Source organism: Streptomyces sp. NPDC001401, assembly GCF_042895385.1.
In the GTDB taxonomy this organism is placed as follows: Bacteria; Actinomycetota; Actinomycetes; order Streptomycetales; family Streptomycetaceae; genus Streptomyces.
The window spans coordinates 105,057-119,104 of record NZ_JBIAWI010000006.1 but is presented as its reverse complement, the minus strand read 5'-3'; the positions used below and the strand labels follow the sequence as shown (position 1 = coordinate 119,104).

14 protein-coding genes are annotated in these 14,048 nt (G+C 70.2%); 3 read left to right on the top strand and 11 right to left on the bottom strand.

Going from position 1 to position 14,048, the window contains the following annotated elements; all coding sequences use genetic code 11:
• The first annotated feature begins 14 nt into the window (after positions 1-14).
• Positions 15-1,496, top strand: coding sequence for an FAD-binding protein (locus ACFY10_RS21775; RefSeq protein ID WP_390666820.1), 1,482 nt, complete (start codon positions 15-17; stop codon positions 1,494-1,496).
• Positions 1,497-1,545: 49 nt separating this feature from the next.
• Here ACFY10_RS21775 and ACFY10_RS21770 read toward each other — a convergent pair whose 3' ends face one another.
• Positions 1,546-1,839 (bottom strand): DUF1330 domain-containing protein, encoded by a 294-nt coding sequence (locus ACFY10_RS21770; protein ID WP_390666819.1) that lies wholly within the window; start codon positions 1,837-1,839, stop codon positions 1,546-1,548.
• A 188-nt stretch (positions 1,840-2,027) separates the two neighbouring features.
• Between ACFY10_RS21770 and ACFY10_RS21765 the strand changes: the two genes are divergently transcribed.
• Complete coding sequence (locus tag ACFY10_RS21765; RefSeq protein WP_390666818.1) at positions 2,028-2,930, top strand: LysR family transcriptional regulator; 903 nt, start codon at positions 2,028-2,030, stop codon at positions 2,928-2,930.
• Positions 2,931-3,559: 629 nt separating this feature from the next.
• On the opposite strand, the gene ACFY10_RS21760 is transcribed toward ACFY10_RS21765, so the two are convergent.
• Positions 3,560-4,537 (bottom strand): cytochrome c oxidase assembly protein, encoded by a 978-nt coding sequence (locus ACFY10_RS21760; protein WP_390666817.1) that lies wholly within the window; start codon positions 4,535-4,537, stop codon positions 3,560-3,562.
• Between the two features lie 207 nt (positions 4,538-4,744).
• Between ACFY10_RS21760 and ACFY10_RS21755 the strand changes: the two genes are divergently transcribed.
• Positions 4,745-5,257, top strand: coding sequence for a hypothetical protein (locus ACFY10_RS21755; RefSeq protein ID WP_390666816.1), 513 nt, complete (start codon positions 4,745-4,747; stop codon positions 5,255-5,257).
• Between the two features lie 3 nt (positions 5,258-5,260).
• Here ACFY10_RS21755 and ACFY10_RS21750 read toward each other — a convergent pair whose 3' ends face one another.
• The 9 genes from ACFY10_RS21750 to ACFY10_RS21710 form a co-directional block, all read right to left on the bottom strand.
• On the bottom strand, positions 5,261-6,385 hold the full coding sequence (locus ACFY10_RS21750) for an MsnO8 family LLM class oxidoreductase (protein ID WP_390666815.1): 1,125 nt from the start codon (positions 6,383-6,385) through the stop codon (positions 5,261-5,263).
• Positions 6,378-7,463 carry an LLM class flavin-dependent oxidoreductase gene (locus ACFY10_RS21745; protein ID WP_390666814.1) on the bottom strand — a complete coding sequence of 362 codons (1,086 nt, stop codon included), beginning with the start codon at positions 7,461-7,463 and terminating at the stop codon, positions 6,378-6,380. Before ACFY10_RS21745 ends, ACFY10_RS21750 begins: the two co-directional genes overlap by 8 nt.
• Positions 7,460-8,833 carry an NtaA/DmoA family FMN-dependent monooxygenase gene (locus tag ACFY10_RS21740; protein ID WP_390666813.1) on the bottom strand — a complete coding sequence of 458 codons (1,374 nt, stop codon included), beginning with the start codon at positions 8,831-8,833 and terminating at the stop codon, positions 7,460-7,462. The genes ACFY10_RS21745 and ACFY10_RS21740 overlap by 4 nt, the downstream gene beginning before the upstream one ends.
• A gap of 20 nt (positions 8,834-8,853) precedes the next feature.
• Entirely contained in the window at positions 8,854-10,068 is a 1,215-nt protein-coding gene (locus tag ACFY10_RS21735) for an LLM class flavin-dependent oxidoreductase (protein ID WP_390666812.1), read from the bottom strand.
• 77 nt (positions 10,069-10,145) lie between these two features.
• On the bottom strand, positions 10,146-10,232 hold the full coding sequence (locus ACFY10_RS21730) for a putative leader peptide (RefSeq protein ID WP_390667101.1): 87 nt from the start codon (positions 10,230-10,232) through the stop codon (positions 10,146-10,148).
• Between the two features lie 55 nt (positions 10,233-10,287).
• Positions 10,288-11,013, bottom strand: a complete 726-nt coding sequence (locus ACFY10_RS21725) for a GNAT family N-acetyltransferase (RefSeq protein ID WP_390666811.1) — start codon at positions 11,011-11,013, stop codon at positions 10,288-10,290.
• A gap of 79 nt (positions 11,014-11,092) precedes the next feature.
• Positions 11,093-12,115, bottom strand: coding sequence for an ABC transporter substrate-binding protein (locus tag ACFY10_RS21720; protein ID WP_390666810.1), 1,023 nt, complete (start codon positions 12,113-12,115; stop codon positions 11,093-11,095).
• Between the two features lie 88 nt (positions 12,116-12,203).
• Positions 12,204-13,001, bottom strand: a complete 798-nt coding sequence (locus ACFY10_RS21715) for an amino acid ABC transporter ATP-binding protein (protein WP_390666809.1) — start codon at positions 12,999-13,001, stop codon at positions 12,204-12,206.
• Positions 12,998-13,978, bottom strand: coding sequence for an amino acid ABC transporter permease (locus ACFY10_RS21710; RefSeq protein WP_390666808.1), 981 nt, complete (start codon positions 13,976-13,978; stop codon positions 12,998-13,000). Before ACFY10_RS21710 ends, ACFY10_RS21715 begins: the two co-directional genes overlap by 4 nt.
• Between the last annotated feature and the right edge of the window lie 70 nt (positions 13,979-14,048).

Below are 14,048 nucleotides of genomic sequence, written 5' to 3'. Positions count from 1 at the left end.
AAGTGGTTGTGCCCATGCCCCACACACCGTCACGACGTGCCCTGCTGCGCGGCCTTACGGCATCCGGGGCGGCGGTGGTCGGCTTCGACCCCGCCGCCCGGAGCTGGGCCGTGACCGGATCCGGCCCGCACCTCGCGGAGATCCCCGCGCTGGACGGGACCCTCGTCATGGACGAGGCCTCACTCGCCGCCGCCTCCGACGACTACGGCCACATCGTGCACCGCCGCCCCACCGCCGTCCTGCGCCCGGGCTCGGTCCGTGACGTCGTCGCCATGGTCCGCTTCTGCAACACGCACCGCCTGCCGGTCGCACCGCGCGGCCAGGGACATACCACCGACGGCCAGGCACAGGTCCAGGACGGCCTGGTCATCGAGACCGCCACCCTCGCGGACATCGACCCCCTGGAACCGGGCAGCACGACCCTCACCGTCGGCGCGGGCGCCAGATGGAGCGAGGTCGCCAAGGCCACGATCGCCCACGGCCTCACCCCGCCTGTCTTCACCGACTACCTCGAACTCTCCGTCGGCGGCACCCTGTCCGTGGGCGGTCTGGGCGGCCAGACCCACCGGCACGGCGCCCAGGTCGACAACGTCAGTGAACTCCAAGTCGTCACCGGAGCAGGCGAGTTCTTACGCTGCTCCCCCACCCTGCATCCGGACCTCTTCCACGCCGTCCTGGCCGGTCTCGGCCAGTGCGCCGTCATCGTCGGCGCCACCCTCCGCCTGGTGCGCGCGCCGGAGACCGTACGGCACTACCTGCTGCCCTACGACGACCTGCAGACCTTCCTCGACGATCAGCGCGCCCTCGTCCAGGAGGGCCGATTCGACTACGTCGAGGGCCAGGTCTCGGCGGACGCCGACGGAGCCTTCCGCGTCCACACCCTGGAGGCCGTGGCCTACGGCCCGCCGGTCGGCCCCGCTCCGGACGACACGGTCCTGCTGCGGGGCCTGCGCCACAGCCCGTCCGGCGTCCAGCAGTCCGACCTCCCCTACTACGACTTCCTCGACCGGATCGCCCCCGGGGTCGAAGCCCTCAAGGAAGCCGGTCTCTGGACGTACGCCCATCCCTGGCTCAACCTGCTGCTCCCCGGACGGTCCGCGGCCGGCCTCACGGGCGACGTGCTGGACGCCCTCACCGCGGACGACCTGGGCCCCGGCGTCGTCCTCGCCTACCCGCTCCTGCGCAAGCGCCTCACCACGCCTCTGCTCCGTACCCCCGACGACCCCGTGCCGTACCTCTTCGCCGTCCTGCGCGCCACACCGCCGGACGACACCGCCAGCGTCGACCGCCTCCTCGCCGCCAACCGCCGGGCCTACGAGGCCACCGCGGGGGCCGGCGGCACGCAGTACCCGGTGGGCAGCATCCCCTTCACCCACGCGGACTGGCGCACCCACTTCGGTTCCGCCTGGCCGCGACTGGAGTCGGCGAAGCACAGGTACGACCCGTGCGGGATCCTGGCGCCTGGCCAGGGCATATTGTCAACTACCCGGCCTTAAAGCGCCGGGCTTGCACAACGGGATGCTCAGCGATGGCTGGGCCCGCCGGTCAGTCGATGCCTTCGATGATGCGGAAGTCGCGCTCGAAGCCGTCGGGGAGGGCCACCAGCGCCTTCTGGTATGCCTCGCTCTCGTATGCCGCGACGGCCTGTTCAAAGCTGTCGAACTCGACCAGAACGACGCGGTGCGTGATTCCGGCCTCGTGGGCGACGACTCGACCGCCACGGGACAGGGTGCGCCCGCCCCCAGCCTGGACAGCCGGACGGGCCAGGTCGCCGTAGGCAGTCAGCGTCTCAGGGTCGGAAATGGCGGGGTAGACACTGACCCAGTAGCCCTTGGCCATGGAAACCTCCTGTGTTCGGCCGGACACGTCCGACTTCGAATTGACACTCAGATCGATCGATCCCGGCGACGGTTACTGCGGTCAGTTGAACCGTCATATGCGCAGGCTAGGGCTTGATGTGGGGTCGAGGGAAAGATCAATACGGGATAGACTCAGAACGGATCGTTATCAATCGGCAGGGAGGGCACGTGGCGCCGGATACGGTGAGCCTGCGGTACTTCCTGGTGCTGGCGCAGGAGTTGAACTTCACCCGCGCGGCCGCACGGATCGGTATCGCACAGCCCGCACTCAGCGCCCGGATGCGCCGATTGGAGGCGGAACTCGGTACGGCCCTGCTGGTCCGCAACACGCGCAGCGTCGTATTGACCACGGCCGGTGCGGCTTTGGCGGAGTCCGCGCCGCCCGCGCTGGCGGCGTTGGACCGGGCATGGGACACCGCCCGGAGCGCGGCGGCCGGTGAACTGGGCACGCTGCGCATCGGATACAGCCTCAGCGCCGGGGCCGAGACGGCACCGGCCCTGGTGGACAGGCTGATTCGCAGCAGTACCGGACTCGAGGTCGGCGCGGTCCCGATGGCGACACCGGAGATCTCCCCCGCGGTCGCCGACGGCCGCATCGATGCCGGGATCACCCGCGGTGAACAGCCGGGCCGTGGCGTGCGCCGGTACCTGCTGCGGCGTGCGCGCATCGGCGTCCAATTGGCGCAGCACCATCCGCTGGCCGAACACCCGGAGATCGAGATCGCCGACGCGGCCGCGTATCCGCTGCGACTCCCCGACCGTGCGGCCAACCCCGTGATCCACGACCAGCTGGCCGCATTGTTCCGCGGTACCCGGCCACATCCCCGATTCCACACGCCCACAGTCTCTTTCGACATGTCACAGCGCGACCTGCGCGACGGGGTCACCCTCGCCCCGGCCGGAGAAGCCGCGATCACGACACAACCGGCCGGTCTCACCTGGAGACCGCTGCGGGGCGCGCCCAGCCTGACGATCCACCTGGTCCTCCCACGCGAGCAGTCGCCGCTGCACCGCCGCATCCGTGCCGTCGCCAAAACCCTGGCGCACGAGCTGCACTGGCTGCCGGACTGACGGGCAAGAGGTCAAGCGAGACGGACGCCTGCGGTGGCGAGGCCGAAGACCTTGCACCCGGCGGACTTCGCGGTAATGACGACGGCGGTCTTGCTGAATGTCCGACACGATCTCGCTACGCCGGCGGATCAGCATCCGATGATGGCCCCGGGTCCGGTCCGAGTCGTACACCGCGGCGACGTCCTCGCCCAGCCCGAGATCTCGGCGGATACCGCGCCTTCGCCGACGCCGAACCGGACAAGCACGGGTAACCGGCGGGAACGCCCGCCGTCAACGGCGTCCATGACGTCGGTCAATGCTCAACGCCAACCGCTGTTCCATTGCTCCCCGAGGCCGAACCACGACAAAACCGCTACCCGGCTCGTCACCGAGGCTGGCGGCACCTGGAGCCGATGCGCCTCCGGCGACCACACACGGCAGTCTCAAGCAGTTCGGGCGGCTTGAAGTGCGACGGACGCACAGCCGCGGGCGCGGACGCTCGTCGAGAGCCGACGGATTGGCTCCGTTGTCGGCGCGGCCACGAGGCGGGCCGGGCCGGGGTGGTGGCGTACGGAAGGTCGGTGGGAGCTCGCGGGCATCAGCTCGACCGGAAGGAATGAGCCACCGACGCCCGGCCGGTCCGGCGTGGGTCAGCGCGCCGGTCGCTGCTGCCGGATGCGCTGGGCGACCTCGCTGTTCTCGGTCTCCCACCACGGGCGTACGAGGTCGGGCGACTGTGTCTGTCCCTGTGTCGGCGCGGCGGGCACCAGTTCCGTCGCCAGGCGGCGGTCCAGCGCGGCGGTCGTCTCGCGTTCGGTGCGGGCCCACTGGAACAGGATGGCGAGCAGGAAGGGCAGGGCCACCAGTTCGGCGATGCCGATCATCGCGCCGCCGCCGAGTTGCTGGTCGTGCTGCACATCCGGCGACCAGGGCGGGGCATGGTGCAGGTACCAGGTGCCGGCGATCAGCGTGCCGTGGGTCATGACCACGATGCCGGGTACGGCGTCGACGATTCCGTCGAGGAACACCAGCGCCGCCCGGACCGGATGGGTGCACCAGGCGGGCAGCGTCTCCTCGCGGGTCAGCACTGGCACCACGAACAGGCAGCCGGCGAGCAGCAGGTGCAGATACATCAGCTGGTGCAGCCAGTTGTCGCGCAGCGCCGTGGCGAAGTACGGGGTGAAGTACACCGTCAGTTCGGTTGCCAGCACCAGGGCCGTGCTGACGAGGGGGAAGGTGAGCAGCCGCACCAGGCGCCCGGTCATCGCCCGCTGGACGCGCCGGGCTGCGCCTTCGGGCAGGGCACGGACGGCCAGTCGCAGCGGGTCGCCCAGTGCAAGGCCGAGCGGAGCGACGAGGTCGAGCAGGATGTTCTGCACCGCGGCCGGCCAGAACAGCACGTGGTCGTAGACGGCGAGGGCCGACATGGTGGCCACGACGAGGGTGCCGAGGCCGAGCAGGGCGAAGGCGGCGGTGCGGGACATGGGCCAGCGTTCGCCCCGGCGCCGAAGCCGCAGTACGCCCCAGCCGTACAGGGCACCCAGCAGCAGGACGAGCAGCAGTGCGGGCACGTCCGGTTCCCATGCGGACAGCAGCCGCCCCACGGTGAGTTCCGGCGGACTCGCCATCGCGCACTCCCTCCACGGCATGTGGGACACCTGACCGGACCCGGCCAGGCATTTTACGCCGCCCGCGACCGGCCGGACCGCGCCGTGCCCGGCGATCGGCGCCCGTCATACCGAGCTCATGCCGAACCCTTACCGAGACCTGCGGACCGATCGTTTTCGGCCAGAGATCAGTTACGCTGGCCGCCGACCTCAGGGGGAGACATGTTCATGACTCGTCGGCTGCTGGCTGCCGGGGTGACGGCCGTCCTCATGGCCGGGCTCGGCGCATGCGGTGACGGAGGGACCGACGCCACCGCCGGGCACGGAAGCGTCGCCAAGCAGGCCCAGGCGAGCCCGGAGCGCGTCTCCGGGCTCCGGGACACCGTCCGCCACGTCTCCCGTAAGACCGTCGCCGACACCCGGGCCCGCCTGGTCACGAAGTGCACGCCCGGCACCAGGCAGGTCAGGCACACGACGCGCTCGGGCACCGGCACCCGCAAGACGACCCGCGTCTGGTACACCACCGAGCACTACCAGAGCTGTAGGAAGGTCCGTCAGGGCACGGAGAGCTACCGGCGGGTCGTCCGCGCGGAACGGTGGTGCGTGAGCCTGGACGACGTGAACCGCGACACCTCGCAGGACGACGTCTGGTACCGGGTCACCCGCGATACCTACGACCAGGTTTCGGCGGCGGCCGAGCACGCGCGCGTGGAGTTCATCCCGGCCGGCACCGGCTGCTGAGTCTCACCGCCGCCGCCACTCCTGCGCCAGCAGCTCGTACGACCTCACCCGGTCCGCGTGGTCGTGGGTGATGGTCGTGATGAGCAACTCGTCGGCGCCCGTGGCCTCCTGGAGTTGTTCCAGCTGGTCGGCGACCCGGGCCGGGGAGCCGACGAACTGGGTGTCGAGGCGGTCCTGGACGAGGGCCCGGTCCTCGTCGGTCCAGGCGTGGGCGCGTGCCTCCTCCGGCGTCGGGAACTCGATCGCGCCCTCGGCCGTGCGGATGCTGCGCACCCACGGGCCGTAGCCGGTGGCGAGTTCGCGGGCCGTCTCGTCGTCCTCGGCGACGACGACGTCCGCGGACACACTGACGTACGGCTTGTCGAGGACGTCGGAGGGCTGGAAGAAGGACCGGTAGCCGTCCACCGCCTCCAGCACGGTCGCCGGACTGACGTGGTAGTTGGCGGCGAAGCGCAGGCCCCGCGCGCCGGCGACTTCGGCGCTCTGGCCGCCGCTGCTGCCCAGGATCCACAGCTCGAGGTCGGCGCCCTCGCCCGGTACGGCGTGTGCCTCGGCGCCCTCCGGGGAGCGGTAGGTGCCGGCCAGCAGGGCGAGGATGTCGTCGATCTGCTCGGCGTAGTCCTGCGATTCGGCGTTCGGGAGCAGGAGCAGCTTGCGTTGCAGGGCGATCCGGGGTGAGCCGAGGAGGCGTTCGAAGGAGAAGCGGGGCGGGATGAGCAGGCCGTTGGGGGCGCGGCCGTCGACGACCGGGGTGGTCGTCGGTCCGGTCGCCTTCTCGCCCGGCGGGCGGCCGCCCGAGCGGCCGAGGCCCAGGTCGAAGCGGCCGGGGTGCAGGGCGTCGATCAGGCCGAACTCCTCCACCGTGGACAGGGCGGTGCGGTGGCCCAGTTGTACGGCGCCGGAGCCGAGGCGGATGGTGGAGGTGGCGGAGGCGGTCAGGGCCAGGACCACCGCCGGGGAGGTGCCGGCGACGCCCGGGTTGAGGTGGTGTTCGGCGAACCAGTAGCGGGCGTAACCGAAGCGTTCCGTCTGCTGGGCCAGGTCGATGGAGTTGCGCAGGGCGTCCGCGGCCGTCGAGCCCGAGGAGACCGGGACCAGGTCGAGGACGCCGAGGGGGATGTCAGACACGGGCGGCCTCCTCAGTGGCCGACGGGAGCACCGGGCCCCAGTCGAAGGGCGGGTCCGGGATGTCCTTGCGCAGCACCGGGGCCGCCGCCGACTGGAAGAGCTCCAGCGAGTCCCGGTGCTGGGTGTCGGTGAGGCCGCTCGCGTCGGCGTGCAGGTGCACCACCGTGTGGCCGAACTGCTCGTGGTAGCGGTGCACCTTGTCGATCACCTGCTGCGGGCTGCCGATCAGGGCCGAGCTGCGCTCGACGAAGTCCTCCAGCGTCTCGAAGACGACCGGCAGACCGGCCTTCTTGAAGAACGCCAGATTCGACTCGAAGATCGGCCGGTAGGCGGCCAGCGCCTCCTGGGAGCTGGGTGCGACGTAGATGCCCGCCGTGCCCGCGCCGACCGCGATCTGCGCCGGGTCGTGGCCGTAGACCTCCCAGCGCTCGCGGTAGTGGCGGATCAACTCGGCATACGGCTCAATGGGGTTGGTGACGTTCGCCGAGAAGAGCGGGTCGCCGTAACGGGCGGCGAGGTCGACGGACTCCCTGCTGGTCGCGCTGCCGTGCCAGACCCGGACGGGCTGCTGGTACGGGCGCAGCCACACCTCCGCGTCCGTCAGCCCGGGGCGGAAGCGGGTCGCCGCGGTGACCTTGTCCTGCCGCCAGATCTGCCGGAACACCTCGTAGCTCTCGGCGTTGCGGTCCCACTGGTCCTCGGGCGTGACGTGGAACAGGTCGCGCTGGGCAGCCCCGTTGCCCTTGCCGATGATCAGGTCGAGGCGGCCGTTCGAGAGGTGGTCGAGGGTCGCGTAGTCCTCGTACGCCCGGACCGGGTCGAGGAGGCTGAGCGTGGTCACGGCGGTGAACAGCCGGATCCGCTTGGTCAGAGCGGCGACATGGCTCAGTACGACGGTCGGGGACGAGGAGATGAACGGCCGCTCGTGCCGCTCCCCCACGCCGAAGCCGTCGAAGCCCAGCTCCTCGGCGAGCACCGCGTTGTCGAGGACCTCGCGGAACCGGTCGTGGGTGGGTTTCTGGACGCCCGTGACCGGGTCCGGGCGGTGCACGATCAGGGTGATCGCGAGGAACTTCACGACGCCGCCCGCTCGTTGGACGCCTCGTCCGGGTGGGCGAGGCCCAGGTGGTCGCGGAGGGTCGGGCCCTCGTACTCCGTGCGGAACACGCCCTGTTCCTGAAGCAGCGGGACGACCTTGTCGGCGAAGACGTCGAGGCCGCTGGGTGTGATGTGCGGGACGAGGATGAAGCCGTCGCTGGCGTCGGCCTGGACGTACTCGTTGATGGTCTTGGCGACGGTCGCCGGGGAGCCGATGAAGTTCTGGCGGTTGCCGGTCTCGATGACGAGGTCGCGGATGGACCAGTTGTTCGCGGCGGCCAACTCGCGCCACTCGCGGGCGGTGGCCAGCGGGTCGCGGTACATGCGCACCTGGGCGCGCCCCTTGGCGATGTGGTTGTCGCTGACGTCCGGGTCGATGTCGGGCAGCGGGCCCTCCGGGTCGTAGCCGGAGAGGTCCCGGTTCCAGACGAACTCCAGGTGCTTGATGGCGGTGGCCCCGCTGACCTGCTGGCGGCGCACCTCCTTGGCCAGTTCCTCGGCCTCGGCGTCGGTGTCGCCCAGGATGAAGCTCGCGGCGGGCAGGATCAGCAGCTGATCGTGCCGGCGGCCGTACTTGGCGAGGCGGTTCTTGACGTCGGTGTAGAAGGCCTGGCCGCCGTCCAGGGTGGCGTACCGGCTGAAGATGGCGTCGGCGGACGAGGCGGCGAACTCGCGGCCCTCGTCGGAGTCGCCGGCCTGGAAGATGACCGGGCGGCCCTGCGGGGAGCGCGGGACGTTGAACTGGCCGTGGATGTCGAAGTGTTGGCCGGTGTGCACGAAGGAGCCGGCCTTGGCGTCCCGCAGGAAGGTGCCGGTCGCCTGGTCGGCCACGATCTCGTCGCCGTGCCAGGAGTCGAAGAGCTCGTTGGTCGTGGCCAGGAACTCCTTGGCGCGGGAGTAGCGCTCGTCCTGCGGGAGGAAGCCGCCGCGGCGGAAGTTCTCGCCGGTGAAGGCGTCCCAGGAGGTGACGACGTTCCAGGCGGAGCGGCCGCCGGAGAGGTGGTCGAGGCTGGCGAACTGGCGGGCCACCTCGTAGGGCTCGTTGAAGGTGGAGTTGATGGTGCCGGTCAGGCCGAGGTGTTCGGTGACGGCGGCGAGCGCCGCGAGGATCGTGAAGGTGTCGGGGCGGCCGACGACGTCCAAGTCGTATATTTTTCCGCCCTGTTCGCGCAGCCGGAGTCCCTCGGCGAGGAACAGGAAGTCGAACTTGGCGCGTTCGGCGGTCTGCGCGAAGTGCACGAAGGAACTGAACTCGATGTGGCTGCCGGCCTTCGGGTCGCTCCACACAGTGGTGTTGTTGACGCCGGGGAAATGCGCGGCCAGATGGATCTGCTTCAGCGGCTTGCTCATGTCGGTACGGTCCTTCCGGCTCAGGCGGTGGCGGCGGCGTAGCGGTTGGCGGGGCGGGTCAGGCCCAGCAGGCCGCGCAGGGTGTCGGCCTCGTAGGCGGTGCGGAAGGCGTCGCGGCGCTGGAGTTCGGGGACCAGGCCCCGGGTGATGGCGGGCAGGTCGTGCCCGGCGACGGCGGGCCGCAGCCGGAATCCGGTCAGTCCCGCTTCCGCGAACTCCTGGAGCAGATCGGCGAGTTGGGCGGGCGTACCGGCGAAGATGCGTGCGTCGCTCGTGTACGGCTCTCCCGCGAGGGTGTCGAGGCGGGCGCGGCGGTCCTCCGCGGCGGCCTGGTCGTCATCCAGGAAGACCACCAAGTCGCCGAAGACGTGGACGAGTTCGTCGGCGCGCCCGGCCGTCTCCTGTTCGGCGCGGATCTCGGCGACGATCGCGCGGGCCTGGTCGGCGTCGTGCGGGGTGACGTAGCCGACGTCCGCCTGGCGGGCCACCAGCCGGTAGGGGACGGTCTGGTGGGCGAGGGAGGTGACGAGGGGCTGGCCCTGCGGCGGGCGGGGGGTGATGGAGGGACCCTTCACGCTGAAGTGCTTGCCCTCGAAGTCGATGTAGTGCAGCTTGTCGCGGTCGATGAAGCGGCCGGTGGCTACGTCCCGGATCTCGGCGTCGTCCTCCCAGCTGTCCCAGAGGCGGCGGACGACCTCGACGTAGCCGGCGGCCTCGTCGAAGAGGTCGGTGAGCCGTTCCTGTCCGGCCGGGCTCCGGAGTTCCTCCAGGTTGATCGGCGGGAAGGTGCGGCGGCCGAAGTGGTCGGCCTCGTGCGGGCGTGCGGTGATCTGGATGCGCAGGCCGGCCCGGCCGGTGCTGACGTAGTCGAGGGTGGCGATCGCCTTGGAGATGTGGAACGGCTCCGTGAGGGTGGCGATCACGGTCGGCACGATGCCTATGTGCCGGGTGAGGGGTGCGATGCGGGACGCGGTCAGTACGGCGTCCAGGCGGCCGCGGACCTGGTCGGTGCGGCCGTCCAACTCGCCGTAGTGCGAGGACTGCAGGCCGAGCCCGTCCTCGAGGGTGACGAAGTCGAGCAGGCCGCGCTCGGCCTCGGCGACCTGGTCGGCCCAGTAGCCGGCGGTGAACAGGTCCCGGGGGCGGGCGACCTGCTCGCGCCAGGAGGCGGGGTGCCAGCCGGTGCCGTCGAGGGCGACGGCAAGGTGCAGATGGGAAGCGGGAGTTGAGGACACGGGGGTGCCTTCCTGGAGGTCCGTACGAGATCGCCGGGCCCGCGGAAGTGGGGCGCACGGCGGCTGGGGAAACGGGATCAGGAGCAACACAGCGCGCCGGCCACGCGCTGGAGGTCGATGTGGGGCCGGGTGTGGAGGCGGACGGCACGGAATACACGTGTCATGCGTCCTGCCTCCGCTCGATTCGATACATCGCCTTCGACAGGGACAACGGCACGGCTATGCCGTTTCTTCCAGGACGGCGGCTTGGGTCGGTCGTACGAGCGAGAAGACCGTACGGCGGCGCAGGGTGAAGCCGATCGACTCGTACAGCCGGATCGCGTTCGCGTTGGTGGCCCTGGCGTGCATGAAGGGCTGCTCGCCGCGCTCTTTGATGCCTGCCGCGACGGCGCGGACCAGGCGGGTGGCCAGGCCCCGGCCCCGGTGGTCCGGGTCGGTGCACACCGCGCTGATCTCGGTCCAGCCGGGTGGGTGGAGGCGTTCACCGGCCAGCGCGATGAGGCGGCCGTGGTGGCGGATGCCGAGGTAGGTGCCCATCTCGACGGTGCGGGGCAGGTAGGGGCCCGGTTCGGTGCGGGAGACGAGGTCCAGGATCTCGGGCACGTCGTCCGGGCCGAGCCGTACCGCTTCGGGGTCGGGCTCCGCACGCAGGCCGGTGTCGACGAGTTGGACGCCCTGGCCGGTGCGGACGACCTCCCAGCCGGCCGGGGCCCGCCTCACGCCGCGCACCGATGCGGTGCCGCCGGGGCCGACGAGGCTGGCCAGGTCGGCCCAGGCACGCGGGTCGTCGAGGTCGGAGACCGCGTAGAAGGGAGCCACATCGGCCGGGTAGCGGGCGGCGCGGCCGGCACGTTCGGCGAAGTGGGCGTGCGGACCGGTGAGTGCGGCCCAGGCCGGGTTGTCCAGGATGTGGGACGAGGTGGCTTCGATGCTGGCGGTGGACATCGGGAGGCGGCTCCGGTGCTGGTGGCACGAGGGGGGAACCCCGCCGTGAGGCGACGGCGGGGTTCCCGGCTGCGGGTTGTCAGGAGTTGTCGAGGGGCAGGCCGGGCGGGTTGACCTCGGACTTGGCGACGGACTCGTTGGAGAGGTTCCAGGCCTTCAGCCACTTCGCGTACTGACCGTTCTTGATCAGGTAGTTGATGGCGTCGGCGACGGGCTTGGCCAGGCCGCTGTCCTTCTTGGCGGTGGCGGCGATCAGTCCCTGGAGCGAGGCGCCGGCGCCGGAGTAGGTGCCCGCGTTGCGCGTCGGGTTGGGCGTGCTCGCGGACTGGGTGATGTGGTAGGCGATGCCCGGGTTGGGGCCGAAGAAGGAGTCGATCTTGCCGCTGTTGAGGGCCAGGTAGGTGCCGTTGCGGTCCGGGTAGTACTTGACGGCGAGCTTCTTGCCCTCGCTCTCGAGCTTCTTCTTCCACTCCAGGAGGATCTTCTCCTGGTTGGTGCCGGCGCCCACGGAGACGGTCTTGCCGGCGAGGTTCTCGTAGTTGCCGTCGAAGTGCCACTTGCTGGACTTGAGCACCTCGAAGCCGAGGTTGTCCTTGCGGTAGGAGGCGAACTCGTACTTCTTCTTGCGCTCCTCGGTGTCGGTGACGTTCGAGAAGGCGACGTTCACCTTGCCGCTGTCGATGCCGACGAAGAGGTTCTCCCAGGTGAAGTTCTTCAGCTCGGGCTTCAGGCCGAGAACGGCGGCGACCAGGCGGCCGAAGTCGGGCTCGGCACCGGTCAGGGATTTCTGGTCGCTGCCGACGTAGGCCAGCGGTGCGAAACCGGAGGGCAGGGCGCCGATGCCGATCACCAGCTTGCCGCTGCTCTTCACGGACTTGGGAAGTTCGGCGCTGATCGACTTCACCTCGGAGACCTTGAGGGTGGTCTGCTTGGCGGCGCCGTTCGAGATCTGGCCGACGGTCAGGCTCCCTGCGGTGTCGGAGGTCTTGGTGGCGGCGTCGCTGTCCCCACCGCAGGCGGCGAGCCCGGTGGCGAGGGTGGCGACGGTGGTCGCCGCGGTGATGCCGCGTATCAGGCTGCGTCGGGTGAAGTGGATGGACATGGCCGTTCCTTGTCGCTCAGAGAGGGTGATGAGGGCGGTGTGGGGGGAGGTCTTGGGCGCGCCGTGGGGTCGCGGGGAGGGCAGCGGGTCAGAGGACCTTGCTCAGGAAGTCCCTGGTCCGCTCGTGCCGGGGCTTGTCGAGGACCTCGGAGGGCGGGCCCTGTTCGACGATCTTTCCCTCGTCGATGAAGACGACCCGGTCGGCTATCTCGCGGGCGAAGCCGATCTCGTGGGTGACGATGACGAGGGTGGTGCCGCTGGTCGCCAAGTCCTTGATGACGGCGAGGACTTCACCGACGAGTTCGGGGTCGAGGGCGGAGGTGGGTTCGTCGAAGAGGATGACGCCGGGGCGCAGGGCGAGGGCGCGGGCGATGGCCACACGCTGCTGCTGGCCGCCGGAGAGCTGCCGCGGGTAGGCGCCGGTCTTGTCGGCGAGGCCTACGCGGCCGAGGAGTTCGCGGGCGAGTTCCAGGGCCTCGGGCTTGCTGAGCCTGCCGGTGGCGACGGGCGCTGCGGCCACGTTGTCCAGGACCGTCAGGTGCGGGAAGAGGTTGAAGTTCTGGAAGACGAAGCCGATCCGGCCGCGCTGGGTCAGGATGGCCCGCTCGCTCAGCTCCTTCAGCCGGTCGCCCTGCCGCTTCACGCCGATCAGTTCGCCGTTGATGCTGACGTGGCCGATCTCCGGCTTCTCCAGGTGGTTGATGACCCGCAGCAGGGTGGACTTGCCGGAGCCGGACGGGCCGAGGATCACGGTCACCTCGCCCGGACGCACCGTCAGGTCGATGCCGTTCAGCACCCGGTGGGCGCCGTACCACTTGTGCACGTCGTGCACCTCGACGGTGGCGGCCTCGACGCCCGCCAGAGGCTCGAGAGTCTTCGCGCTCATACGGCGGCCTCCCTGCGGATACGGGCTCGCAGGCCGGTGAGACCGGTGCGGAGCTTCTGCAACGGGGTCGGCGGCAGGCTGCGGGTGGCGCCCCGGGCGTAGTACCGCTCGACGTAGAACTGGATGACGGAGACGACGCTCGTCAGGATCAGGTACCAGACGGTGGAGACCAGCAGCAGCGGCACGATGTCGCCGGGGTAGGTGGCGCCCATGGACTGCGCGGTGCCGAACAGGTCGAGCAGCGACACGTAGAAGACCAGCGAGGTGCTCTTGATCAGGCCGATGAGCTGGTTGACGTAGTTCGGGGTGATCGAGCGCAGCGCCTGCGGGAAGACGATCCTCGTGAACTGGTAGCTCTTCGGCAGACCGAGGGCCGCTGCGGCCTCGTGCTGGCCCTGGTCGACGGAGAGGATTCCGCCGCGGACGACCTCGGCCGCGTACGCCGCCTCGTTGAGGCTCAGCCCGATCACGGCGACGACCATGTCGGTGGCCAGCTTCGACTCGTCGAAGGAGAAGAAGGCCGGCCCGAAGGGGACACCGACGCTCAACGTCTTGTACAGGGCGCTGAAGTTGTAGAGGAAGAGCAGGACCACGATCAGCGGGATGGAGCGCAGCGCCCAGATGTAGGTCCAGCTGACGGCGCGCAGCACCGGGCTCCTGGAGAGCCGGGCCAGGGCGAGGACAATGCCGCCGATCAGGCCCAACACGGCACTGTAGGCGGCCACTTCGAGGGTGATCAGCAGTCCGTCGAGGATGTTCGGCCGCAGGAACCAGTAGCCGAAGCGGTCCCACTGGTAGAACGGGTTGGTCGTCAGGCCGTGCACGAACTGGGCTGCAAGGACCAGGACGACGGCGGTGGCGATCCAGCGCCCCGGCCTGCGCAGCGGCAGAACTCGCTGTGCCGCAAGGGGCTTTGACGGCTCGTCGGCGGGCGGCGCCTCGGGGGCGGTGACGGTGACGCCTGGGGGTTCACTCATGGTGGGCTCCGGCTGAGTCGGACACCCCGGACCGCGAACACCGCACGCTGCGGCAGGATGCAGCGCACTG

Excerpts from the sequence above, each read along its gene's own strand:
- ACFY10_RS21725 (WP_390666811.1), bottom strand. The coding sequence starts at position 11,013 with ATGTCCACCGCCAGCATCGAAGCCACCTCGTCCCACATCCTGGACAAC.
- ACFY10_RS21740 (WP_390666813.1), bottom strand. The coding sequence starts at position 8,833 with ATGAGCAAGCCGCTGAAGCAGATCCATCTGGCCGCGCATTTCCCCGGC.
- ACFY10_RS21770 (WP_390666819.1), bottom strand. The coding sequence starts at position 1,839 with ATGGCCAAGGGCTACTGGGTCAGTGTCTACCCCGCCATTTCCGACCCT.
- ACFY10_RS21755 (WP_390666816.1), top strand. The coding sequence starts at position 4,745 with ATGACTCGTCGGCTGCTGGCTGCCGGGGTGACGGCCGTCCTCATGGCC.
- ACFY10_RS21710 (WP_390666808.1), bottom strand. The coding sequence starts at position 13,978 with ATGAGTGAACCCCCAGGCGTCACCGTCACCGCCCCCGAGGCGCCGCCC.
- ACFY10_RS21775 (WP_390666820.1), top strand. The coding sequence starts at position 15 with ATGCCCCACACACCGTCACGACGTGCCCTGCTGCGCGGCCTTACGGCA.
- ACFY10_RS21730 (WP_390667101.1), bottom strand. The coding sequence starts at position 10,232 with ATGACACGTGTATTCCGTGCCGTCCGCCTCCACACCCGGCCCCACATC.
- ACFY10_RS21720 (WP_390666810.1), bottom strand. The coding sequence starts at position 12,115 with ATGTCCATCCACTTCACCCGACGCAGCCTGATACGCGGCATCACCGCG.
- ACFY10_RS21715 (WP_390666809.1), bottom strand. The coding sequence starts at position 13,001 with ATGAGCGCGAAGACTCTCGAGCCTCTGGCGGGCGTCGAGGCCGCCACC.
- ACFY10_RS21760 (WP_390666817.1), bottom strand. The coding sequence starts at position 4,537 with ATGGCGAGTCCGCCGGAACTCACCGTGGGGCGGCTGCTGTCCGCATGG.